The 20,525-nt window shown below is 64.4% G+C and carries 21 protein-coding genes; 12 read left to right on the top strand and 9 right to left on the bottom strand.

The window, feature by feature from the left end:
* Nucleotides 1-6 precede the first annotated feature (6 nt).
* Genes ispE through XaFJ1_RS02115 form a run of 3 tightly spaced genes read right to left on the bottom strand, consistent with a single transcriptional unit; the run spans nucleotide 7 to nucleotide 3,184 of the window.
* The gene (ispE, locus tag XaFJ1_RS02125; protein ID WP_045756709.1) at nucleotides 7-870 is read right to left on the bottom strand and encodes a 4-(cytidine 5'-diphospho)-2-C-methyl-D-erythritol kinase; all 864 of its coding nucleotides are present in this window, start codon (nucleotides 868-870) and stop codon (nucleotides 7-9) included.
* Entirely contained in the window at nucleotides 867-1,517 is a 651-nt protein-coding gene (gene lolB, locus XaFJ1_RS02120; RefSeq protein WP_012915040.1) for a lipoprotein insertase outer membrane protein LolB, read from the bottom strand. The genes ispE and lolB overlap by 4 nt, the downstream gene beginning before the upstream one ends.
* Entirely contained in the window at nucleotides 1,514-3,184 is a 1,671-nt protein-coding gene (locus XaFJ1_RS02115) for a tetratricopeptide repeat protein (protein WP_012915039.1), read from the bottom strand. Before XaFJ1_RS02115 ends, lolB begins: the two co-directional genes overlap by 4 nt.
* A gap of 66 nt (nucleotides 3,185-3,250) precedes the next feature.
* Between XaFJ1_RS02115 and hemA the strand changes: the two genes are divergently transcribed.
* From hemA to XaFJ1_RS02085, 6 genes are all read left to right on the top strand, one after another.
* Entirely contained in the window at nucleotides 3,251-4,534 is a 1,284-nt protein-coding gene (hemA, locus tag XaFJ1_RS02110) for a glutamyl-tRNA reductase (protein WP_012915038.1), read from the top strand.
* Nucleotides 4,512-5,597, top strand: a complete 1,086-nt coding sequence (gene prfA / locus XaFJ1_RS02105) for a peptide chain release factor 1 (protein ID WP_012915037.1) — start codon at nucleotides 4,512-4,514, stop codon at nucleotides 5,595-5,597. The genes hemA and prfA overlap by 23 nt, the downstream gene beginning before the upstream one ends.
* Before the next feature lie 22 nt (nucleotides 5,598-5,619).
* Nucleotides 5,620-7,329, top strand: a complete 1,710-nt coding sequence (locus XaFJ1_RS02100; RefSeq protein ID WP_012915036.1) for an O-linked N-acetylglucosamine transferase, SPINDLY family protein — start codon at nucleotides 5,620-5,622, stop codon at nucleotides 7,327-7,329.
* 838 nt (nucleotides 7,330-8,167) lie between these two features.
* Nucleotides 8,168-10,291 carry a glycoside hydrolase family 6 protein gene (locus XaFJ1_RS02095; RefSeq protein ID WP_012915035.1) on the top strand — a complete coding sequence of 708 codons (2,124 nt, stop codon included), beginning with the start codon at nucleotides 8,168-8,170 and terminating at the stop codon, nucleotides 10,289-10,291.
* 310 nt (nucleotides 10,292-10,601) lie between these two features.
* Nucleotides 10,602-11,120: a molybdenum cofactor biosynthesis protein B gene (moaB, locus tag XaFJ1_RS02090; protein WP_012915034.1), complete on the top strand. Its 519-nt coding sequence runs from the start codon at nucleotides 10,602-10,604 to the stop codon at nucleotides 11,118-11,120.
* 13 nt (nucleotides 11,121-11,133) lie between these two features.
* A complete protein-coding gene (locus tag XaFJ1_RS02085; protein ID WP_012915033.1) occupies nucleotides 11,134-11,478 on the top strand; it encodes a helix-turn-helix domain-containing protein in 345 nt (114 codons plus the stop codon).
* Between the two features lie 101 nt (nucleotides 11,479-11,579).
* Here the strand turns inward: XaFJ1_RS02085 and XaFJ1_RS02080 are convergent, their stop codons facing one another.
* Both XaFJ1_RS02080 and XaFJ1_RS02075 read right to left on the bottom strand, forming a co-directional pair.
* A complete protein-coding gene (locus tag XaFJ1_RS02080; RefSeq protein ID WP_012915032.1) occupies nucleotides 11,580-12,185 on the bottom strand; it encodes a TlpA family protein disulfide reductase in 606 nt (201 codons plus the stop codon).
* On the bottom strand, nucleotides 12,182-13,456 hold the full coding sequence (locus XaFJ1_RS02075) for a YihY family inner membrane protein (protein ID WP_012915031.1): 1,275 nt from the start codon (nucleotides 13,454-13,456) through the stop codon (nucleotides 12,182-12,184). Before XaFJ1_RS02075 ends, XaFJ1_RS02080 begins: the two co-directional genes overlap by 4 nt.
* A gap of 76 nt (nucleotides 13,457-13,532) precedes the next feature.
* On the opposite strand from XaFJ1_RS02075, the gene wrbA reads away from it, so the two are divergent.
* From wrbA to XaFJ1_RS02060, 3 genes are all read left to right on the top strand, one after another.
* Entirely contained in the window at nucleotides 13,533-14,129 is a 597-nt protein-coding gene (wrbA, locus tag XaFJ1_RS02070) for an NAD(P)H:quinone oxidoreductase (RefSeq protein WP_012915030.1), read from the top strand.
* Nucleotides 14,126-14,494, top strand: a complete 369-nt coding sequence (locus XaFJ1_RS02065; RefSeq protein WP_012915029.1) for a DUF2069 domain-containing protein — start codon at nucleotides 14,126-14,128, stop codon at nucleotides 14,492-14,494. Before wrbA ends, XaFJ1_RS02065 begins: the two co-directional genes overlap by 4 nt.
* A 77-nt stretch (nucleotides 14,495-14,571) precedes the next feature.
* The gene (locus XaFJ1_RS02060) at nucleotides 14,572-15,057 is read left to right on the top strand and encodes an asparaginase domain-containing protein (RefSeq protein WP_012915028.1); all 486 of its coding nucleotides are present in this window, start codon (nucleotides 14,572-14,574) and stop codon (nucleotides 15,055-15,057) included.
* Between the two features lie 129 nt (nucleotides 15,058-15,186).
* On the opposite strand, the gene XaFJ1_RS02055 is transcribed toward XaFJ1_RS02060, so the two are convergent.
* Together XaFJ1_RS02055 and sufT are read right to left on the bottom strand one after the other, a co-directional pair.
* The gene (locus XaFJ1_RS02055; RefSeq protein WP_012915027.1) at nucleotides 15,187-16,266 is read right to left on the bottom strand and encodes a branched-chain amino acid aminotransferase; all 1,080 of its coding nucleotides are present in this window, start codon (nucleotides 16,264-16,266) and stop codon (nucleotides 15,187-15,189) included.
* A 128-nt stretch (nucleotides 16,267-16,394) separates the two neighbouring features.
* Nucleotides 16,395-16,946 (bottom strand): putative Fe-S cluster assembly protein SufT, encoded by a 552-nt coding sequence (gene sufT, locus XaFJ1_RS02050; protein ID WP_012915026.1) that lies wholly within the window; start codon nucleotides 16,944-16,946, stop codon nucleotides 16,395-16,397.
* 106 nt (nucleotides 16,947-17,052) lie between these two features.
* Between sufT and XaFJ1_RS02045 the strand changes: the two genes are divergently transcribed.
* On the top strand, nucleotides 17,053-17,472 hold the full coding sequence (locus tag XaFJ1_RS02045) for a hypothetical protein (RefSeq protein WP_012915025.1): 420 nt from the start codon (nucleotides 17,053-17,055) through the stop codon (nucleotides 17,470-17,472).
* A 36-nt stretch (nucleotides 17,473-17,508) separates the two neighbouring features.
* Here XaFJ1_RS02045 and XaFJ1_RS02040 read toward each other — a convergent pair whose 3' ends face one another.
* Nucleotides 17,509-18,951: an NAD(P)(+) transhydrogenase (Re/Si-specific) subunit beta gene (locus tag XaFJ1_RS02040; RefSeq protein ID WP_012915024.1), complete on the bottom strand. Its 1,443-nt coding sequence runs from the start codon at nucleotides 18,949-18,951 to the stop codon at nucleotides 17,509-17,511.
* Nucleotides 18,952-19,081: 130 nt separating this feature from the next.
* Entirely contained in the window at nucleotides 19,082-19,393 is a 312-nt protein-coding gene (locus XaFJ1_RS02035) for an NAD(P) transhydrogenase subunit alpha part 2 (RefSeq protein WP_045756707.1), read from the bottom strand.
* A 171-nt stretch (nucleotides 19,394-19,564) separates the two neighbouring features.
* Here XaFJ1_RS02035 and XaFJ1_RS02030 point away from each other — a divergent pair, with 171 nt between their 5' ends.
* The gene (locus XaFJ1_RS02030; RefSeq protein WP_230596006.1) at nucleotides 19,565-20,122 is read left to right on the top strand and encodes an RNA polymerase sigma factor; all 558 of its coding nucleotides are present in this window, start codon (nucleotides 19,565-19,567) and stop codon (nucleotides 20,120-20,122) included.
* A complete protein-coding gene (locus tag XaFJ1_RS02025; RefSeq protein ID WP_012915021.1) occupies nucleotides 20,119-20,520 on the top strand; it encodes a hypothetical protein in 402 nt (133 codons plus the stop codon). Before XaFJ1_RS02030 ends, XaFJ1_RS02025 begins: the two co-directional genes overlap by 4 nt.
* The last annotated feature ends 5 nt before the right edge of the window (nucleotides 20,521-20,525 follow it).

Genomic DNA, 20,525 nt, shown 5'->3' with positions numbered 1-20,525 from the left:
AACCTGTCAAACCTCCAGCGCGTCGAGCAGCGGCGAGCGAGCCACGCCGCCTGCCACCCAGGCGCGCATCCCGTTCGGCAAGTCCGCCAGCGCACGCTGTGCGGCGGCGCGATCAGCGAACTCGACGAAACAACCGCTTCCCGATCCGGTCAAGCGCGGCGTTCCGATCCGTGCCAGCGCCTGGAACGCCGCCTGGACAGCGGGTTCGCGGCGAAGCAGGACCGGCTCGAACGCATTCCCGAGCAGGAAACCTGAAACGAAGTCGGCTATTTTCGCGGGCGCGGCATCCCGCGTCAAATCCGCAGACTGGAACAGGGTCGCCGTGGGCACATGAACGCCCGGATCGACCAGGACATACCAGGCCGGAGGCAACGCGATCGGAGTCAAGCGCTCGCCAATGCCCTCGGCCCAGGCATCGCGGCCGCGCACGAACACCGGCACGTCAGCGCCCAGCGACAGCCCCAACCGGGCCAGTGCGTCTTCATCCAGACCGGCACCCCACAGCGCGTTCAGCGCGACCAACACCGTGGCCGCATCCGACGATCCGCCACCAAAACCGCCGCCGGCAGGAATCCGCTTTTCGACGCGAATATCCACCCCTTTGGCGATTTTGGCTTCTTTTTGCAGCAAAATGGCCGCCCGCACCAGTAGATCGTCGGCCTCGGCGACACCCGCCACGGAAGGGCCGATGCGCACCACCACGCCGTCGGCGCGCGGCCGCACAGACACCGTGTCGCCCCAATCGAGCAGGCGGAACACGGTCTGCAACTGGTGATAACCGTCGGCACGGCGGCCCGTGATCTGGAGAAACAGGTTCAGCTTCGCCGGGGCCGGCCAATACGACCAGCCCCCGTCCGACGCCTGGATCATGACGCCGGAATGTCCCATTGATCGACCAGCAGCCGCACCTTGGCATCCCCGCTGCGCGCTTCGATGCGCCGTGGCAGCGGCGGACGCCCCGCAGCAGGCGGATACCACTCCTGGAACTCGATGTCCCACCCCATCTGCCGCAGCAGATGTGGACGTCCCTGCGCGTCGTCGTCGAGCCGCTCGGGCGCCCGTGCATTGCGCGCCACTAGGCCACGCACCCAATCGGGCAGCAAATTGACCGGAATCTCCCAACCGGTCGCCTGCAGCAATACCTGCTGCGCATCCTCGCCGGCACGCACCCCACCCTCCAGGCCGTCCAGACGCCCCGCCCCGGATTGGCTATCGCCGCGCAAGCGCCAGCTCTGCCGGGTCACCGGCGCGCTGAGCTGCACGTCGTAGCCGCGCCCGTGCTGGGCCCAGTCGATGCGTCCACTGCCGCCGTTACGCCCGTTGCTGACGGCGACGCGCCCCTGGAACGACCAGTTCGGCTGTGCCTGCAACCATTGCGCACGGGCCTTTTCCGCCTGCCGCGCGGCCATATCGGGCGCACCGACGACCGGCGCCGGCGGACGCGACGGCATCCCTGCACAACCAGCCAACGCAAGGACCGCCAGCCCACCCCATGCAGCGCACAACAGCGCCTTCATGGAACCGCCTTTTCCATCGCCCGCTGCAACGCGCGATTGTTCGGGTCGAGCTTACGCGCCGCTTCGAAATACGTATTGGCTTCCTCGTGCTTCCCCTGCTCCCACAGTAACTGGCCGATGTGCGCGGCGATCTCCGGATCCTTCAGTAGGCTCCAGGCGCGACGCAGTTGCACAAGCGCTTCCTGGGTCTTGCCGAGTCGGTACAACACCCAGCCGTAGCTGTCGATGATCGCGGCATTGTCCGGATCGGCGGTGCGTGCGCGATCGATCAACTCCAGCGCTTCGCGGTAACGCTTGGTGCGATCGGCCAGGGTGTAGCCAAGGGCGTTCAACGCGGCCACGTTGTCCGGCTCGGTGACCAGGATCTTGCGTAAATCGGCCTCGGCGCGGTCGATGCGGTCGCGGCGCTCCCAGGCCAGTCCACGCGCGTACAACAACGCACTGTCGTCCGGATATGCGGCCAGACCACGTTCGAACACTTGTAGTTCGCCAGCATCGTCGCCGCTACGCTGGCGCAATTCCGCCTCCAGCACGTAGGCGTCGCGGCGCGCGGCATCATCGGCATTGGCGTCGTCCTGCAACGCGCGCGCCTCGGCGAATGCGGCGTCCTTCTGCCCCAGACCATACAGCGCATCGGCCATGCGCAAACGCGCCTCGCTGCGCAAGGGGCCGCTCGGCACGCCACGATACCAGTCCACCGCTTCCTGGTTGCGCTTGAGGAATTCGGCGATCTTGCCGAGCAACAGCCGCCGTTCGGGATCGGGCCGGTTCGCCCCCTTGCGCAACTCGTCGTACAGCGCGGTCAACGCCACGTCGTCCTGTAGCTTGGACAGCATCGAAGCGCGCAAACCGTAGTTCTCCGTGCTCTGCGGCCCTAGCGCCAGCACCCGTGCCGCGCTGGCGGTATCGCCGATCGCATCGTAGGCATAGGCCAGCGCAGCGCGCAGCTCCGGATCCATCGCCACCTTCGGCTCCACGCCCTGCAACAACGCGCGCGCCTGTTCGACCTTGCCCGCCTGCTGCAATTGGGTGGCATGCAACAGCGCCACCCGTGGCTCGGACGGGAAGCGCTTGACCAATTGGTCGACGATGCGTTCGGCCAGCTTGGGTTGTTCCAGTCGCAGCGCCAGTCGGCCGAACTCCTGCCAGGCTTCGAGCTGATTAGGAATGGCATTGGCATCGAGCAATTGGTCCAGTGCTTTCGCCGCCACTTCCGGATCGCGGTTACCACTGGCCAGCGCCATCAAGGCGAAGCGCCAACCACGCGGATCTTTGTCGCGCAACAGCGCCACCAGCAGACTCCGCGCCTGATGCAAATTGCCGCCGCGCAGCGCCAGCGCGGCCTCGGCACTACGCATCGCCAACGAGGCGGGCGCGCGCTGCCGCCACAACGCCAGAGCCTGCGCCGCCGCCTTGCTGTCGTTGGCCAGCATCGCGATGCGGGTGACGCGCTCGGCCAGGCCAACATCGCCAGGACTGTCGTTGGCCGCCTGCAGATACCAGCGCGTGGCATCGGCCAGTTGCCCGGCCTGCAGCGCGAACTCGCCGGCCAGCACCGGGGTCAGCACGCCCTGCTCCGGACGCGCGGGCTTGGCGCCGACCGGCGCCGCCACAACGGCGATGACGGACAGCAACAAAAAGGTACGGATGCGAATCAATGCGGGCATCGGAAGCGGCCGGGCCGTAAAATGGGGCCCTGAATAGCCAGCAGCTTATCGCAAGCGACTGAACAGATGACGTTGTGGGTGCTCGGATTGAACCATCAGACCGCGCCGGTCGACCTGCGCGAACGGGTGGCATTCGCTGGCGATGCACTCCCACACGCGCTGCAATCGCTGCGCGCTCTGCCCGAGGTGACCGAAGCGGCACTGCTGTCCACCTGCAACCGCACCGAGCTGTACGCGATCGCCGACGACGCGCAGCAGCTGGCCGATTGGCTGAATTCGCACGCCGCCGACCTGCGCAGTCATCTGTACCAACACCAGGACGCGGACGCGGTGCGGCATCTGTTCCGCGTCGCCACCGGGCTGGATTCCATGGTCCTGGGCGAACCGCAGATCCTGGGTCAGGTCAAGGATGCCTGGGCACTGGCGCGCGAACACGGGGCGATGGGCAACCGTCTGGATCGGCTGTTCCAACAGACCTTCGCCGTCGCCAAGCGCGCCCGCACCGATACGCGTGTCGGCGCCAATCCGGTCTCGGTGGCCTCGACCGCGGTGCGCCTGGCACAAGACGCTTTCGCCCGGCTCAACGAATCGACCGTGCTACTGGTCGGCGCTGGCGAAACCATCGAACTGACCGCCAAGCACCTCAGCGAAGGCCGCGTGCAGCGCCTGCTGATCGCCAACCGCACGCTTGCCCACGCCCAGGAGCTGGCCAGTCGCCACGGTGGCGTGGCACTGCCACTGAGCGAACTGGAACGGCATCTGCACGAGGCCGACGTTGTGTTCTCGGCCACCGCCGCGCCCGCGCCGGTGATCACGCGGGTGCAGGTCGAGCAGGCGCTGCGCGCGCGCAAGCACAAACCGATGCTGTTGTTCGACCTGGCGGTACCACGAGATATCGCGACCGACGTGGCCGAGCTGGCCGACGCCTATCTGTATACCGTGGACGACCTGGAACGCGCGGTCGAGGACAACCGCCGCGGCCGGCGCGAAGCGGCCCAGGCCGCCGAGGCGATCATCGACCTGCAGGTCGTGCGCTACATGGAGACGCTGCAGGCCAGCACCCGTCAGGCGCCACTCAAGCGCCTGCGCGCGCATGGCGACAGCACCCGCGACGACGTACTGGCCAAAGCGCGGCAACAACTGGCGCACGGCAAACCGGCCGAAGAGGTACTGGATTTCCTCGCCAACACTCTGACCAACCGGCTGCTGCACCCGCCCACCGCGGCGCTGCGCGCAGAAGCGCTGCGCGGCGATAGCGAATTGGCACGCGCCGCCGAACGCCTGTTCCCGGAAAAACCGGGCTACTTCCACCCACTGCTGAAACCCGATGACACCGACCCTGCGCCGTAAGCTGGAGGCGCTGGCCGAGCGTCGCGAAGAACTCGAACGCCTGCTCTCCGACCCCGAGGTGGTGAGCGATCACCAGCGCTTCCGCGACTACTCGCGCGAATTCGCGCAACTGCAGCCAGTCGCCACGGCATTGGCCGAGGAAACCGCCGCCAAGGCCAATCTTGCCTCCGCCGAAGCGATGCGTGCCGATCCGGAACTGCGCGAACTGGCCGAGGAAGAAATCGCGGCCGCGCAGGCCCATCTGGCCGACCTGGATGCACAGCTGGCGCTGCTGCTGGTCCCGCGCGACCCACGCGACGACGGCAACCTGTTCTTGGAAGTGCGCGCCGGCACCGGCGGCGACGAAGCCGCGATCTTCGCCGGCGACCTGTTCCGCATGTACGCGCGCTACGCCGAGCGCCAGGGATGGAAAGTGGAAGTGGAATCGGACAACCCCGGCGAACACGGCGGCTACAAGGAAATCGTCGCACGCATCGTCGGTCGCGGCGCTTACTCCAAATTGAAGTTCGAATCCGGCACCCACCGCGTGCAACGCGTGCCGGCCACCGAATCGCAGGGACGCATCCACACCTCCGCGGCGACGGTGGCGATCATCCCCGAAGCCGACGACGTGGAAGAGATCGCGGTCAATCCAGCCGACCTGAAGATCGACACATTCCGCTCCTCCGGCGCCGGCGGCCAGCACGTCAACAAGACCGAATCGGCGATTCGCATCACCCACGTACCCAGTGGCGTGGTGGTGGAGTGCCAGACCGAACGCAGCCAGCACGCCAACCGCGACAAGGCGCTGAAACGACTCAAGGCGCAGTTGCTCGATGCCGAACGCAACAAGCAGGCCGCGGCCGAGGCACAGGACCGCAAGCTTCAGGTCGGCAGCGGCGACCGCAGCCAGCGCATCCGCACCTACAACTTCCCGCAGGGCCGTATCACCGACCACCGCGTCGAGGGCCTGACCCTGTACGACCTGCCGCATGTGATCGAAGGCGATCTCGATGCGCTGATCGAACGCCTGAGCCACGAGCACCAAGTCGACGCACTGGCGCGGCTGAGCGACAGCGCGTGAACCGCCGCGCACCGGCACGCACATGAGCGGCGGCGACGCCGACGCACTGCGCCACCTGCGCGAGACGGTAAGACGCGACCCGCAGGATTTCCTCGCCTGGGTGATGCTGGCCGATGCCGAACTCGGCGCCGGCGCCATCGCCGCTGGCGAACATGCCGCGCTACGCGGGCTGCAACTGCGTCCAGGCCATCCGGAGGCGCTGGCGCGGCTGGGCCGGGTGCGCTGGACCCAGGGCCGCCATGCCGACGCCGCGCACGCCTTGCGCCTGGCACTGCACCAAGCCCCGCAACATCCCGGCATCGCCCTGTGGCTGGGCCACGCCCTGGAAGACAACGGCGAGGCGGAAGACGCCGCCCATGCCTATGCGCATGCGTATGCGCTGCTGCCGCAGGAACCGTCGATTGTCGCGCACTTGCTCAACTGGCGACGCAAACTGTGCGACTGGCGCGATCTCGACGCGCTGTCGCAGCAAGTCCGTGCCGCCGTGCGCCAGGGACATCCGACGATCGAACCGTTCGCCTTCCTCAACGAGGACGCCGCCCCGGCCGAGCAACTGCGCTGCGCGCGCAACCGCGCCGAGGCGCTGGCACACACGCTGACGCCGCTGCCGACCACGGCGATGCGCCAACACGGCCCGCTACGGATCGGCTTTCTGTCCAACGGGTTCGGCGCCCATCCCACCGGCCTGCTGACCGTGGCCCTGTTCGAACACCTGCGCGCGCATGCGGACCTACAGATACATTTGTTCGCCCTGAACGGCGAGGACCGCAGCACAATCCGCGCCCGCCTGCAGGCGGCGGCGCACACCTGGCACAGCGTGACCGCGCAAGCGCATCGCACGATCGCCCAGCGTATCCGCGAAACCGGCATCGACGTACTGCTCGATCTGCGCGGCTGGGGCGGCGGCGGCACGCCCGAGGTGCTGGCGCTGCGTCCGGCACCCGTGCAGATCAACTGGCTCGCCTACCCTGGTACGTCGGGCGCGCCATGGATGGACTACGTCATCGCTGATGGCTACGCCTTGCCACCACCACTCACTGCACATTACAGCGAGCGGGTCCTGCGGCTAACGCGTGCATTCCAGCCATCCGACACCACCCGCCACGTGGGCACCCCGCCGTCGCGGCACGACTGCGGCCTGCCCGAAGCGGGTACCGTGTTTTGCTGCTTCAACAACAGCTACAAACTGAGTCCACGCAGCATGGCACGGATGCTGGCGGTGCTGCGTCAGGTGCCGGACAGCGTGCTCTGGCTGCTGTCAGGTCCCGGCCAAGCGGATGCGCGGCTACGCGAGGCCGCATGCAAAGCCGATCTGGAACCGACGCGCTTACGCTTCATGCCAAAACTGGCGCACCCCGAATACCTGTCACGCTACCGGCATGCCGATCTTTTCCTAGATACACACCCCTATAACGCACACACCACCGCCTCCGATGCACTGTGGGCCGGCTGCCCAGTCCTCACCTGTCCCGGCAACACTTTCGCCGCACGCGTGGCCGGCAGCCTCAACCACCACCTGAACATGGATGACATGAACGTGGTCGACGATGACGCTTTCATCGCCACGGCGGTGCGCCTGGGACGCGACCCGAGCGCGCTGCACGTCCTGCGCGAACGGTTGCGGCAACGCCGCGCAAGCAGCGGCCTGTTCGACATGCAAGGCTTCGCCGCAGATTTCGCCGCACTCCTGCGCGCAGTGGCGCGTGAGCATGGGTGGCGCCATTTCGCGTGAGCTGACGCACACGCGGCACGGCAGCAAGCCTGTCAAAACAGCGCCTAAAACGCCTTGCACTGTGCAAGCAATTCCCTGACATCCAGCTCGCCTCTATCCAATGGTCACTGGCGCAAATTGCGGCTGCGTGGCCCATCCTGTCTTCGCTGTAGCGACGCCGGAGAGGTATTTTCACACCCGGCCATTTGCGCACTTACGCAAGGGTAAGCATTATCGGACCCCGATTTGGCGTAAAGGTTTCACCAGCAAGCATGTATTGCGCCATTCGTTCGGTATCTGGCGTCACATTATTTTAGGAAACTGATAAGCACTTCATCAGTTTGTATTCAAGCTTAATTCATTTCTTGAGCCCGCTCACAGAATGCAGCATCTCGAAATTGATCTTCTGTTCGAAAGCAGCAAGGCATTAAGGCGTCGTGGCATGTAGACCCGCTTCTCTTGTTCACTTGCCGCATTGATGCCCCTTCTCAAAAGCATATTGGTAGCACAAAGAGAAACTCATCCCGAAAACACCCTGGCGACGATACGCGTCTCCGGCGATGACCCGCATCAGCGGTCTGTCCACTTTTTTCTTGAGAGCCAGTAAAGCGAATAACAGCAGATTGTTCGTTCATTTTAATAGTTTCCTAAGAAACGACTGAATACAAAACATCCAACTGACCAGGGCTGCCCGATCCATTTATCGGCTGCGCTTCGGGGACTGCTACGCCAAAATTTTATTCCTCTACACACCAATCGCTAAGGGGGTCATCCAAAAAGTGATCGAAACAGCCAAAGCGCTACGCCATGCTCGCAATAAATAACAACCCTTATAACACCTTAAAATAGAGAGACGACGATGAAAACATCTAAATCCACCGGCAATCGCTTGAAATACAAAGCGACTGCGTCATTATTGAGCGTATGCCTACTGTCCAGCCTGTCCGCTCACGCTCAATCTCGTGTAGACAATCCGTTCGTCGGCGCGACCAGTTATGTGAATCCAGACTACACCGTGGATATCGACTCGTCGATTGCGAAGGTGAGCGACCCCGCGCTGATCGCAAAAATGCAAACGGCCAAGACTTACCCAACCTTCATCTGGCTCGACTCGATCGGCGCGATCTATGGCGGGAATAGAAACGCGGGGCTGCTTGGCCTGAGAGATCATCTGAATTCCGCCCTTGCGCAGAAAACAGCTGGTCAGACTATGCTAGTCGGACTAGTCATTTATGACATGCCTGGACGCGACTGCCACGCACTGTCCTCCAATGGCGAGCTGCCTTTGACACAAGACGCGCTGGCCCGCTACAAAACTGAATATATCGATGTCATCGCCGGGATCCTAGCAGATCCACAATACAAAGATTTGCGCATCGTCAACGTTGTCGAACCAGACAGCTTGCCGAACCTCGTCACCAACTTGAGCACCCCGGCCTGCGGCCAAGCCTCCTCCACAGGCATTTACGAAGCCGCCATCAAATACGCCATCAATAAGCTTCATGCGATTCCAAATACATACAATTATCTGGATATCGCGCATAGCGGCTGGCTGGGATGGCCCAACAATATGGACAAAACCATCCCTCTGTATACTCGGATCTTTCAAGACACCACGGCGGGCCTTGCCAGTATCGATGGGTTTGCCACCAATACCGCAAATACGACGCCAACCACCGAACCGAACCTACCAAACTCCGATATGAATGTGGGTGGGCAGCCGCTCAGATCGTCGACGTTCTACCAATGGAACCCCATTTTCGACGAAAACCATTATGTGCAAACGCTATATAACAACTTCGTTTCCGCAGGTTGGTCAAGCCAGATCGGATTCCTCATCGACACCAGCCGCAACGGCTGGGGCGGCCCCAATCGCCCGACATCCGCCAGCGGAAACGATGTCAACACGTATGTCAATTCCGGTCGTGTGGATCAACGCCTTGCTCGTGGCAATTGGTGCAATCCAAGTGGAGCAGGCATGGGCGCGCCTCCGACTACCGCACCTCTCCCACATGTGGATGCTTTTGTTCACATCAAAGAGCCCGGCGTCTCGGACGGCTCCAGCAGATACATCCCGAACGATCAAGGCAAAGGCGCTGATGGGATGTGCGATGAGAGATACACAACACCGGATGGTGTGTTGACAGGCGCACTGCCCAATTCCCCGATCTCTGGCGCATGGTTCCACAATCAGTTCGTCATGCTGGTCCAGAACGCCTATCCGGCGATCCCCGGTTCCACTAGCGGTGGTAGCACCGGCGGCGGCGGCTCCACGGGTGGTGGCGGCTCCACGGGTGGTGGCGGCTCCACAGGTGGTGGCGGCTCCACCGGTGGCGGCGGCTCCACCGGTGGTGGCGGCTCCACAGGTGGTGGCGGCTCCACAGGTGGCGGCGGCTCCACGGGTGGTGGCGGCTCCACAGGTGGTGGCGGCTCCACAGGTGGTGGCGGCTCCACGGGTGGTGGCGGCTCCACGGGTGGTGGCGGCTCCACGGGTGGTGGCGGCTCCACGGGTGGTGGCGGCTCCACGGGTGGTGGCGGCTCCACGGGTGGCGGCGGCTCCACAGGCGGCGGCGGCTCCACGGGTGGTGGCGGCTCCACAGGTGGTGGCGGCTCCACAGGTGGCGGCGGCTCCACGGGTGGCGGCGGCTCCACGGGTGGTGGCGGCTCCACAGGTGGCGGCGGCTCCACCGCCAATCCCTTCGACGTCCAGTACACCGTCAATAGCGACTGGGGTGCCGGCTATTGCGAAACCATCTCGGTGACCAATAAGAGAGGCAGCACCAAAGCCCAGTGGAACATCACTGTGCCAATTCTCGGCAAGGTCAGCAGTAGCAATATCAATCTATGGAGTGGCATGTGGACGCCTAATACCGATGCCTCCGGCGCCGTCCAATCCCTCCAAGTCAGTGGTATGGATTGGAACCGTTACGTGGACCCTCAGCAAACCACCACACTCGGCTTCTGCGCCACGCGTTCGAACTAATCCCTCGCCGCGTCGATCTAGCGAGGTCATGCAAGACCGTCACCACGCACCGCGTGGTGACCGCGAACGGCAGCGTCTTGCGACGCTGCCGTTCGTGCTTCCGAGCCCCGCAACGGGGATCGCATCGTCCTACGTTCCAGGGCCAATCATTCAAAATTAGCAGCGACGCGAAACTGCCCTGCCACCACGTCATGTCGACAGGAAAATCATCGCCAGCACCCACTTCAGCAAATGTAATGTGAGGCAAGCCGACGCGAACACCGCCAACATCAGGCTGTACGCCAACCAGGCGAACCGCTAGGCTGAAGGCATGAGCGCCAACACTAATTTCATCCCACTGCACGTGTGCGTGCTGACGGTATCGGACACGCGCACCCTGGCCGAGGACAGCTCGGGCAACTATCTCGTGTCGGCACTCGGCGCAGCGGGCCATCGCCTGTCCGCACGCGAACTGCTCCCGGATGACCGTTACCGGATCCGTGCGGTCGTGTCGGCCTGGATCGCCGATCCGCAAGTCGATGGCATCCTGGTCACCGGCGGCACCGGCTTCACCGGCCGCGACTCCACACCCGAAGCACTACTACCGCTACTGGACAAACAGATGCCCGGCTTCGGCGAGCTGTTCCGTGCGATCAGCGTGGAGGAGATCGGCACCTCCTCGCTACAATCGCGCGCCTTTGCCGGCCTAGCCAATGCCACCTTCCTGTTCTGCCTGCCCGGCTCCACCTCGGCCTGCCGCACCGCCTGGGACAAGATCATCGCCGCGCAACTGGATGCCCGCACCCGCCCTTGCAACCTGGCCACGCTGCGTCCGCGGCTGAAGGAATAACCTGGAGACCCGCATGCCTCTGGACACCACGTTGCGCCTGCTCGCCAAGGCCAGCGGCATGAGCGCCGCAGACATCGCCGCAGCCATCCCACGCGCTGGCGCGACCACTGTGAAGGCGTGGATGGCCGGCGAGAAGATGCCCGGCCGCACCCAACTCAATGCGCTGGCGCGCACCTTCGGCGTTCCTGCCGGCGCGTTGCTCGGCGAGCTAGCCAACCAACTGGATCCCGCACGCACCCGTGGCGAGCACGATTTGTTGCTGGCCTTCCGCAAGCTCGACACCCGCCAGCAAGCCGCACTGTTGGAAGTGGCACGCAGTATGGCCGGCACCCGCAAGCGCAGCGGCGGCAATAAGTAAACTAACGCGAACAGTGGAAGGCGCGGATCATGCCATCCGCAGCCAATCGCTCTACCGCTCTACAGCGGCACCGCAATAAAGTCCGCGGCGGCTAGGGACCATCAACCCGCGGCCTTGCCCGGCGCCGGCGCACCTGCTGCGGCGATCGCCGCCTCGATGTCCCGCGCAGTGACTGGCCCCAGGAATTGTTTGACGAGCTTGCCATCGGGGCCGATCAGATAGGTCATCGGCAATCCGCGCGGCGTAGCGAAATCGGCCGGCGGTTTATAGGTGTCCACGATGACGATCGGATAAGCCACCGGATGCTGCTTCAGGAATGCCTGCATCTGCGCCAGCTCGATGTCTTCGTAAGCCAACCCCACGACCTTGATGTTGTCGCGCATCACGTGCAACGCCGACAACTCCGGCATCTCCTTCAGGCACGGTGCACACCAGGTGGCCCAGAAATTCACCACCACCCATTGCCCCCGATGCGCGGCCAGATCGTATACGTGACCGTCCACCGCCATCATCTTCAGCCTAGGCTGGGCACGGGTCTGCTGCACCACCTCCGGCCCAGCCACCGGCGGTGCGGCAGGCGCGGTCGAAGGCGACGCCGATGCGCTGGTGGCGCGGTCATCGGTCCGTGTGGGCGCCGGCTGCCGATTGCAACCGGTCAACAATGCGGCGGTGGCGAACAGCGGGAACAAGATGCGCAAGGCAGTCATGCAAGGTCTCCGATCTCGGGATAAAGGTCGCCGACACGGCGCTTGAGCGTTTCGCGCAGTGGCAGGCGCAGTTGGTCCAACGCACAGCAAGCCGCCTGCCCGAGGGCGTCGTCGCGACACGGCAGGTAGGCTTCGACAATAGGGATGCGTAACTGGCAATTCTCGTATAACTCGGCCAACGGCACCTCGGCCAGATCGCGGGCGAGGATCCAGTCCCCCTGTTCGGTACGGCTGAGCAGACGGATGCGTTCCAGCTCGCCCAGCAGTTGCTGCACCAATGCATCGGTAAGCATCGGCTCCAGTTGCAGAATCCGTTCTTGCTGCAAGCCAAGGCCCTGCTTGCGCGCCTGCACAAAACGCCCGAGCAGACGCAGTAAACCGTAGATCTCATAGCCGGCGGGCAGCCGCATCGACGCCGGCTGATAGCGAAACGCGGAAATCGAAGAGGACACCGACGCGCCAAGCAGGATCGCGATCCAGCTCATGTAGATCCACAGCAGGAAAATCGGCACGAACGCGACCGTGCCATAGATACGCTGGTAAGACTGAAAACCACCCAGATACAGACTCAGCCCACACTTCACCAGTTCCAGTAACACCACTGCCAGCAATGCGCCCGGCAGCGCATGGCGCAACCTGACCGTGTGGTGCGGCACCACCCGGTACACCAAGGTGATGCAGACGCACTCGATCAGCACCGGGGCCATACTCAGCACCAGTTGCGCCAACCACTGCCCCTGGCTGGTCTTGAACAAGGGCAGTGCGAAGAACCGCGCCGACACCGCCAGCGACGCCGCAGCCAGCAACGCGCCCAGGGTCAGTACCGTCCAGTACACCAGGAAGCGACTCAACTGCGGCCGGGCCGACACCACGCGCCAGATCTGGTTGAAGGTCTGCTCGATGCTGTGCAGGGTAATCAGCAACGACACCATCAGCGCGATCACGCCGGCAGTGGTCAGTTGCCCGGCGCTGGCGGAGAACTGGCGCAGATACGCCTCCACCGAACGCGCCGCCGCCGGAACGAAATGGGAAAAGATGTAATCGCTGAGCTGGTCGCTCCATTCGTTGAACACCGGAAATGCCGACAACACCCCGAAGACCACCACCGCCAACGGCACCAGCGCGAAAATGGTGGTATAGGCCAGCGAGGCCGCCGCCTGGAACAGGCGATCGTCGAGGAAACGCTGCCACAAAAAAGCGGCAAAGCTGCGCATGCGCGCGTGATCGCGGACGCGCTCGGTCCAGAGATTGACAGTATCCAATGGCTGCATCTGGCAAGGGTACCCGATGCGCGTGGACGTCGGCATCGTCGATACTGGCGTCCGTTCTGACGCATGGGAGGGCCGCATGGCCGAGATTCTGGTCCTGTACTACAGCCGTGGCGGCTCGGTGGCGCGCCTGGCCCGGCACATCGCGCGTGGCGTGGACGAAGTGCCCGGCATGGCCGCGCGCCTGCGCACGGTGCCGCCGGTAGCCGCGGTCACCCAGACCAGCGCGCCGCCGGTCCCCGACAGCGGTGCACCCTACGTGGGCACCAACGACCTGCACGAGTGCGTCGGTTTGGCGCTAGGTAGCCCGACCCGTTTCGGCAACATGGCCGCACCGATCAAACACTTCATCGACGGACTCGGCGCCGAGTGGGCCAGCGCCACCCTGGCCGGTAAGCCTGCGGCGGTCTTCACCTCCACCGCCTCGCAGCACGGCGGCCAGGAGGCGACCCTGCTGTCGATGCACCTGCCACTACTGCACCATGGCTGCCTGATCGTCGGGATTCCCTATACCGAACCGCTGCTCAGCAGCACGCGCAGTGGCGGCACGCCCTATGGCGCCAGCCATGTCGCTGGCGCCGACGACGACCCGCAGCCCAGCGAGGAAGAAGCGCACTTGGCGCGTGCGTTGGGACGGCGTCTGGCCGACATCGCCCAGCGGTTGAGCGGCGCGTGAACACGCTACGCCCGCATCTCGCGCTGAGCGCAGCCTTGCTGGCGCTGGCGACGCTATTCGCGGTCTGGTTCTACGACGATCGCCAGCGCCTGGCTGTGTTGGTGGTCTTCGCCCTGCCGCCGCTGTTGCTGCTGATCGGCGTGCTGCGCGGCGCGGCACTGGCACGCTTCTGGAGCGGCGTGGCGGCGCTGCTGTGGTTCAGCCATGGAGTCATGATCGCCTGGAGCAGACCGACGCAGCGCGGCTTCGGCTGGATCGAACTGTTGCTGGCAGTGCTCGTGGTGGGCCTGTCCAGTGCACCTGGCATCCGCGCACGCTTCGCGCACAAACGCGCTGCAACTGCACACCGCGACAAAGGCGCCTGAGCGAGCGCATCGGCACACCCATTATCATGACGACCTGCGCGACAGCGAACGCGCTCGGGCATGCGTGAGGAACGGCAATGGAACAACTCCTGATCGTCACCACTGGCGGCACGATCGACAAGATCTACTTCGACGATAAGTCCGATTATCAGATCGGCGACCCGCAGATCGGTCAGATCCTCAAGGAACTGGGCGTGACCTTCCGTTTCAGCGTGATCCCGATCCTGCGCAAGGATTCGCTGCACATCACCGATGCCGACCGCGAACTGATCCGCGCCACCGTGGCCGCACAATCGGCCCGCCATGTGCTGATCACCCACGGCACCGATTCGATGGTGCAGACCGGCAAGGCATTGCAGACGCTCCAGAACAAAACCATCGTGATGACCGGCGCGCTGAATCCGGCGCGCTTCCGCGGCTCGGACGCCGAGTTCAATATCGGCTGCGCGGTCGGCGCGGTGCAATCGCTGCCGCCGGGGGTCTACATCGCGATGAACGGGCAGATATGGGATCCGCAGAAGGTGCGCAAGAACGTGGCTGCAAATCGCTTCGAAGCCATCTGAGCAACCGCGATATCCGAAGGCCATCGACGCAATCAGAGCGCCGGATCGCGCGCATGCGCCGCCGAAAAATCCGAGGTATTGGACCAGAAACGCTTGGCAGCTACCTGGACGTCGTCGCCTACACGCGCATCAATCCAGGCGGACCAGCCAGCCATGACGATCGGCCACGCGACCGTACTGAATATCGGTCAACTCCTGGCGCAACGACAAGGTCACCGGGCCGGCCGGCGCACTCAGATCGCCGACCGAAAAATCCGTGCCTTTCAACTGCCCGATCGGCGTCACCACCGCGGCCGTGCCGCAGGCGAAGACCTCGGTGATCTCAGCAGACGCCACGCCGTCGCGCCATTCGTCAATGCTGACCTGGCGTTCCACCACCGGCATGCCGCGGTCGCGCGCCAATTGCAGGATGCTGTCGCGGGTGATGCCGTCGAGGATGCTGCCCGACAACGCCGGCGTGACCAGACTGCCGTCGCGCATCACCAGGAACACATTCATACCGCCGAGTTCCTCCAGATACTTGCCCTCGACTGGGTCCAGGAACAGCACCTGCGAGCAGCCCTGGGCCTGCGCTTGTTGCTGCGGCAGCAGCGAGGCGGCGTAGTTACCGCCGCACTTGGCCGCGCCGGTGCCACCCTTGGCCGCGCGCGCGTAGTCGGTGGATAGCCAGATCGCCACCGGCGCCACGCCCTTGGCGAAATAGGCACCAGCTGGGCTGGCGATGACGTAGTAGCTGGCCTGGTGTGCCGCACGCACGCCCAGGAACGCCTCGTCGGCGATCATGAACGGACGGAAATACAGGCTGGTTTCAGGCGCCGAAGGCACCCACGCCGCATCGACCGCGATCAACTGCCGCAGCGACTCGACGAACAACTCAACTGGCAACTCTGGCAGCGCCAGACGCTGCGCCGAGCGCTGCAGACGCTTGCCGTTGGCCTCCGGGCGGAAGGTCCAGATCGAAGCATCGGCATGCCGGTAGGCTTTGATGCCTTCGAAGATCTCCTGGCCGTAGTGCAGCACCGAGGCGGCCGGATCCAACGCCAGTGGGCCATAGGCGCGGACCTGGGCGTCATGCCAGCCCTGCTCGCGGCTCCACGCGATGGCGACCATGTGGTCGGTGAAGAAGTGACCAAACCCAGGTGCGGCGAGAATACGCGCACGCTCCTCGGCACTGCGCGCAGCGGTGGACGGAATCAGGCGAAAGTGCATAGACGGCTCGGGAGCGGGCACCGGGGATTGCTATGGTAGTCGAGGAACGGCCATCGCCTGTGCATGGCGTGAATCGATCGCAGCGGCGACGCCTTGTTCACTAACACGGCACGACGCTCCTGCGCGGGTCAAAGCATACCGGTTTCCAGGCGCGCGGCCTCGGACATCATATGCCGGCCCCACGGTGGATCGAAGACCAGCTCGACGTCGGCCTGCGCCACGGTCGGGATCATCTCCAACTTGCTGCGCACGTCGTCGACCAAGATCTCGCCCATGCCGCAGCCCGGTGCGGTCAGTGTCATCTTGACCTCGACGGTGCGCTTGCCATCCTCGCGCGGCCGCATCGCCACGTCGTAGATCAGCCCCAGATCGACGATGTTGAACGGAATCTCGGGATCGAAGCAGGTCCGCAACTGCTGCCAGATCAGCGTCTCGACCTGCTCGTCGCCCGCATCCTCGGGCAGTTCCAGGCCCGGTGGCGGCTCCTTGCCGATGGCGTCGCCATCTTTACCCGCGATGCGGAACAGGTTGCCTTCCACGAATACCGTGTAGCTGCCCCCCAGCGCCTGGGTGATATAGCCATAGCTGCCCGCTGGCAGGGTCACCGCGTCGCCCTGCGGCACCATGACAGCCGCGCAATCGCGTTCGAATTGGACAGGTTCGCTACTGCGTGAGTACATGAAGGCGATATGGGGGCCGAGCCCGCCGCTGCAAGTCGTGCAGTGTATCCGAGCGCGCGGCGCACACGCCGAAGAGTATCCTGTATGGATTCTTAAGGAATCTCCCATGCCGCCTTCCTCAACGCCGGCCAGGCCCGCGCACTGGCTGTGGCCCTTGCTGCTCGGCTTGGGCTGCTTCACCGCCCTGATCGCCTGGCTGGTGGCGGCATTGTCGCTGGGCCATCAGGCGGGATGGATGGCGGTCCTGGTCGCGCTGGAGATCGCCTGGATGCTGCGCGTGGGCACGTTACCGCGCGGCACGCTGCGCGCCGCCTTGGCCGTGATCGCCACCGTGCTGGTGATCGTTGCCGCCAACTGGGGCATCGCCGCCGCGCAAATAGGCGCAGCGTTGGGCCTGAACGTGTGGGATTCCGCGCTCAAAATGGGCGCGCAGTACGCCTGGACCCTGACCGTGCTGGCCAATCGCCCCGGCGACCTGCTGTGGCTGTGCATCGGCGTGTGCACTGCCTATTTCAGCGCGCGCTGAGGACGAGCGCGGCAGGACGCGCGGTGCCGACAACGCTCAGTGTCCGCCACCATCGAGCATCTTCAGTGCACTGACCAGCGCACCCGCCGCCTCGGCACCGTCGCCGTACAACATGCGCGTGTTGTCGGCGTAAAACAGCGCATTCTCGATGCCGGCGAAGCCAGTCCCTTTGCCGCGCTTGATCACGATGACGTGCTTGGAGGCGATCACATCGAGGATCGGCATGCCGTAGATCGGGCTGGCCGGATCGGTCTTGGCAACCGGGTTGACCACGTCGTTGGCGCCGATCACCAGCGACACGTCGGTGCTGGCGAACTCCGGGTTGATGTCGTCCATGTCGGCGATCAGGTCGTAGGGCACGCCGGCCTCGGCCAGCAGCACATTCATATGCCCCGGCATGCGCCCGGCCACCGGATGGATCGCGAACTTCACCTTGACCCCGCGCTCGCTCAGCCGCTGCGCCAACTCCCAGATCTTGTGCTGGGCTTGCGCCACCGCCATCCCGTAACCGGGCACGATCACCACGCGTTCGGCGTAGGCCATCATCGCCGCCACGTCGTCGGCCTCGATCGGTTTCTGACTCCCGTCGATCGCCTGCGCCTGGCCGCCACCACCGAAGTGGGAGAACAGCACACCGCGGATCGGCCGGTTCATCGCCTTGGCCATCAAACGGGTCAGCAGGATGCCCGCCGCACCGACCATCATCCCGGCAATGATCAGCGCTTCGTTGCCGAGCACATTGCCTTCGAACGCCACCGCCAAGCCGGTGAAGGCGTTGTACAACGAAATCACCACCGGCATGTCGGCACCGCCAATCGGCAGCGTCATCAACACCCCCAGCGCCAGCGCCAGCACGAAGAAGACCAGGATCGCCAGCGGACTCAGGCTCACCACCGCCCATCCGCCCACACCCAACATCGCCACCAAGACCAGCAGGTTGAACGGCTGCTGGGCTGGGAAGACGACGCGCTTGTCCAGGCGTCCATCGAGCTTGGCCCAGGCGACGATCGAGCCAGACAGCGACACCGCGCCGATCGCCGAGCCAACCACCGCAAGCACCAGTGTGATCATACCGGGATGACGCGCGGCCAATGCGGCGATCGCATCCGCGCTCCAGTACGTGGTGTCGCGCTGCATCAAGAACGCATAGCGCAACAACTCCACCGCACCGATCGCCGCCGCCGAGCCGCCGCCCATGCCGTTGTACAAGGCCACCATCTGCGGCATGTCGGTGATCGCCACCTTTTTGGCCGACATCCAGGCCGCGCCGGTGCCGAGCACGATTGCCAGCACGATCAACGGCAAATTATGCAGACCCGGCAGCAGGAAAGTGGCAACGGTCGCCAGCAACATGCCACTACCCGCCCAGTGGATGCCGCTGCGCGCGGTCCTGGGCGAAGCCATGCGCTGCAGGCCAAGCAAAAACAGTGTGGCAGCCACCAGGTAGCTGCTCTTGATGAGGATCGGCAACAGTTCCATCAGCAGTTACTCTCCGGAGAAGAACATCTACTCGCACGGCGGCAAGCAGAAAAGCAGGTCCAACACGAAGCCGGGCAGCAACGCCAATGCACCCCAGGCCCGTATTGCGATACTGTGCCAGCGTCGCACATCAATCCTGCGCCTTGGTCTTGTGCGGGTCCGGTTTGCTGGACTTGAACATGTCGAGCATACGTTCGGTCACCACGTAGCCACCAGCGGCATTGCCGGCACCAAGCAGTACCGCGACAAAGCCGAGCACTTTCTCCAATGGCGTATTGGCATGACCAAGCACCACCATCGCACCGATCAGCACGATGCCATGGATGAAGTTGGAACCGGACATCAACGGGGTATGCAGGATCACCGGCACCCGCGAAATGATCACATGGCCTGCGATCGCCGCAAGCATGAAGATATACAAGGCCACGAACCCATCGTTCATCGCATTCGCTCTCCAGGGCACCACGCCCGTCCGCCGCATCATAACCACCTGCTGAACCGTTGTGCGATGACATCCGCGACGACATCGCGCGGTCAACCGTGACCGCTGCGATGCGTTTACCAAGGTATCCCTCCGTCAGGAAGCTAAGCTGTGCTGGTGAGTCCCCCTGCCCTGCTACCGCCGCTGCCCGAGGCCGACGATGCCGCCACGCGTCCGTCACCGGCATCGTTGGAAGCGTTTCTGGCCGACATCGGACCACGCGCGTTCCGTTTCGCCGAAGCCGGCCTGCGTCAGCGCGAGGATGCGCTGGACGCGGTGCAGGACGCGATGATCAAACTGCTGAGTTACCGCGCGCGGCCGGCACAGGAGTGGACGCCGCTGTTCTGGAGCATCCTGCGCAGACGCATCATCGACCTGCAGCGTCGCCGCAATTTCCGCCTGCGCTTCTGGGCACCGGCCAGCGACCGCGACGCGGACAACTTCCCGGAATGGGCCGACGACAGCCCCAATCCTGCCCAACAGCACGAGCAACGGCAAACCCATGCGCGACTGGTGGCCGCATTGCGCACGCTACCGGCACGACAGCGCGAAGCCTTCACCTTGCGCGTACTGGAAGAGCTCGATGTGACCACCACCGCCCATGCCATGGGTTGTTCCGAAGGCTCGGTCAAAACCCATCTGTCGCGCGCCCGCGAGGCGCTGCAGAAACATCTGGAGGATCTGCGATGACATCCGACCCCACCCGCTCCGCCGCCTTCGACGCACGGATGCGTGCCCTCCATCAAGCTGGACTGCGGGCCCTGCCTGCATCGACCCTTGCCCGCTTGCGCGCCGCGCGCCAGCAAGCCGGTCACCTCGACCAGGCCAAGCGCTCGCACGCCCGGCGCCTGGGTTGGCTGCTGGCGGCGGCACCGGCCCTACTCGGCGTTGTGCTGGGCATGCAACAACTATTGCAGCCACGCTCGGCACCGGAAACGGCCTCCGCCACGGCCGCCAACGCAACGACATCGACGACGTTCGCCGCCGTGACGACCGACGCCGAGGAGACCACGCCTCCCGGCATGCTGGACGAAAACCCCGACCTGTACCTGTGGTTGGGCTCCGATACCGCGTTGGCAATGGAATAAATTCG

This window comes from Xanthomonas albilineans (assembly GCF_009931595.1).
Classification (GTDB): Bacteria; Pseudomonadota; Gammaproteobacteria; order Xanthomonadales; family Xanthomonadaceae; genus Xanthomonas_A; species Xanthomonas_A albilineans.
This window is presented reverse-complemented; position numbering and strand designations above follow the sequence as displayed.

Excerpts from the sequence above, each read along its gene's own strand:
- ispE (WP_045756709.1), bottom strand. The coding sequence starts at position 870 with ATGATCCAGGCGTCGGACGGGGGCTGGTCGTATTGGCCGGCCCCGGCG.
- lolB (WP_012915040.1), bottom strand. The coding sequence starts at position 1,517 with ATGAAGGCGCTGTTGTGCGCTGCATGGGGTGGGCTGGCGGTCCTTGCG.
- XaFJ1_RS02115 (WP_012915039.1), bottom strand. The coding sequence starts at position 3,184 with ATGCCCGCATTGATTCGCATCCGTACCTTTTTGTTGCTGTCCGTCATC.
- hemA (WP_012915038.1), top strand. The coding sequence starts at position 3,251 with ATGACGTTGTGGGTGCTCGGATTGAACCATCAGACCGCGCCGGTCGAC.
- prfA (WP_012915037.1), top strand. The coding sequence starts at position 4,512 with ATGACACCGACCCTGCGCCGTAAGCTGGAGGCGCTGGCCGAGCGTCGC.
- XaFJ1_RS02100 (WP_012915036.1), top strand. The coding sequence starts at position 5,620 with ATGAGCGGCGGCGACGCCGACGCACTGCGCCACCTGCGCGAGACGGTA.
- XaFJ1_RS02095 (WP_012915035.1), top strand. The coding sequence starts at position 8,168 with ATGAAAACATCTAAATCCACCGGCAATCGCTTGAAATACAAAGCGACT.
- moaB (WP_012915034.1), top strand. The coding sequence starts at position 10,602 with ATGAGCGCCAACACTAATTTCATCCCACTGCACGTGTGCGTGCTGACG.
- XaFJ1_RS02085 (WP_012915033.1), top strand. The coding sequence starts at position 11,134 with ATGCCTCTGGACACCACGTTGCGCCTGCTCGCCAAGGCCAGCGGCATG.
- XaFJ1_RS02080 (WP_012915032.1), bottom strand. The coding sequence starts at position 12,185 with ATGACTGCCTTGCGCATCTTGTTCCCGCTGTTCGCCACCGCCGCATTG.
- XaFJ1_RS02075 (WP_012915031.1), bottom strand. The coding sequence starts at position 13,456 with ATGCAGCCATTGGATACTGTCAATCTCTGGACCGAGCGCGTCCGCGAT.
- wrbA (WP_012915030.1), top strand. The coding sequence starts at position 13,533 with ATGGCCGAGATTCTGGTCCTGTACTACAGCCGTGGCGGCTCGGTGGCG.
- XaFJ1_RS02060 (WP_012915028.1), top strand. The coding sequence starts at position 14,572 with ATGGAACAACTCCTGATCGTCACCACTGGCGGCACGATCGACAAGATC.
- XaFJ1_RS02055 (WP_012915027.1), bottom strand. The coding sequence starts at position 16,266 with ATGCACTTTCGCCTGATTCCGTCCACCGCTGCGCGCAGTGCCGAGGAG.
- sufT (WP_012915026.1), bottom strand. The coding sequence starts at position 16,946 with ATGTACTCACGCAGTAGCGAACCTGTCCAATTCGAACGCGATTGCGCG.
- XaFJ1_RS02045 (WP_012915025.1), top strand. The coding sequence starts at position 17,053 with ATGCCGCCTTCCTCAACGCCGGCCAGGCCCGCGCACTGGCTGTGGCCC.
- XaFJ1_RS02040 (WP_012915024.1), bottom strand. The coding sequence starts at position 18,951 with ATGGAACTGTTGCCGATCCTCATCAAGAGCAGCTACCTGGTGGCTGCC.
- XaFJ1_RS02035 (WP_045756707.1), bottom strand. The coding sequence starts at position 19,393 with ATGAACGATGGGTTCGTGGCCTTGTATATCTTCATGCTTGCGGCGATC.
- XaFJ1_RS02025 (WP_012915021.1), top strand. The coding sequence starts at position 20,119 with ATGACATCCGACCCCACCCGCTCCGCCGCCTTCGACGCACGGATGCGT.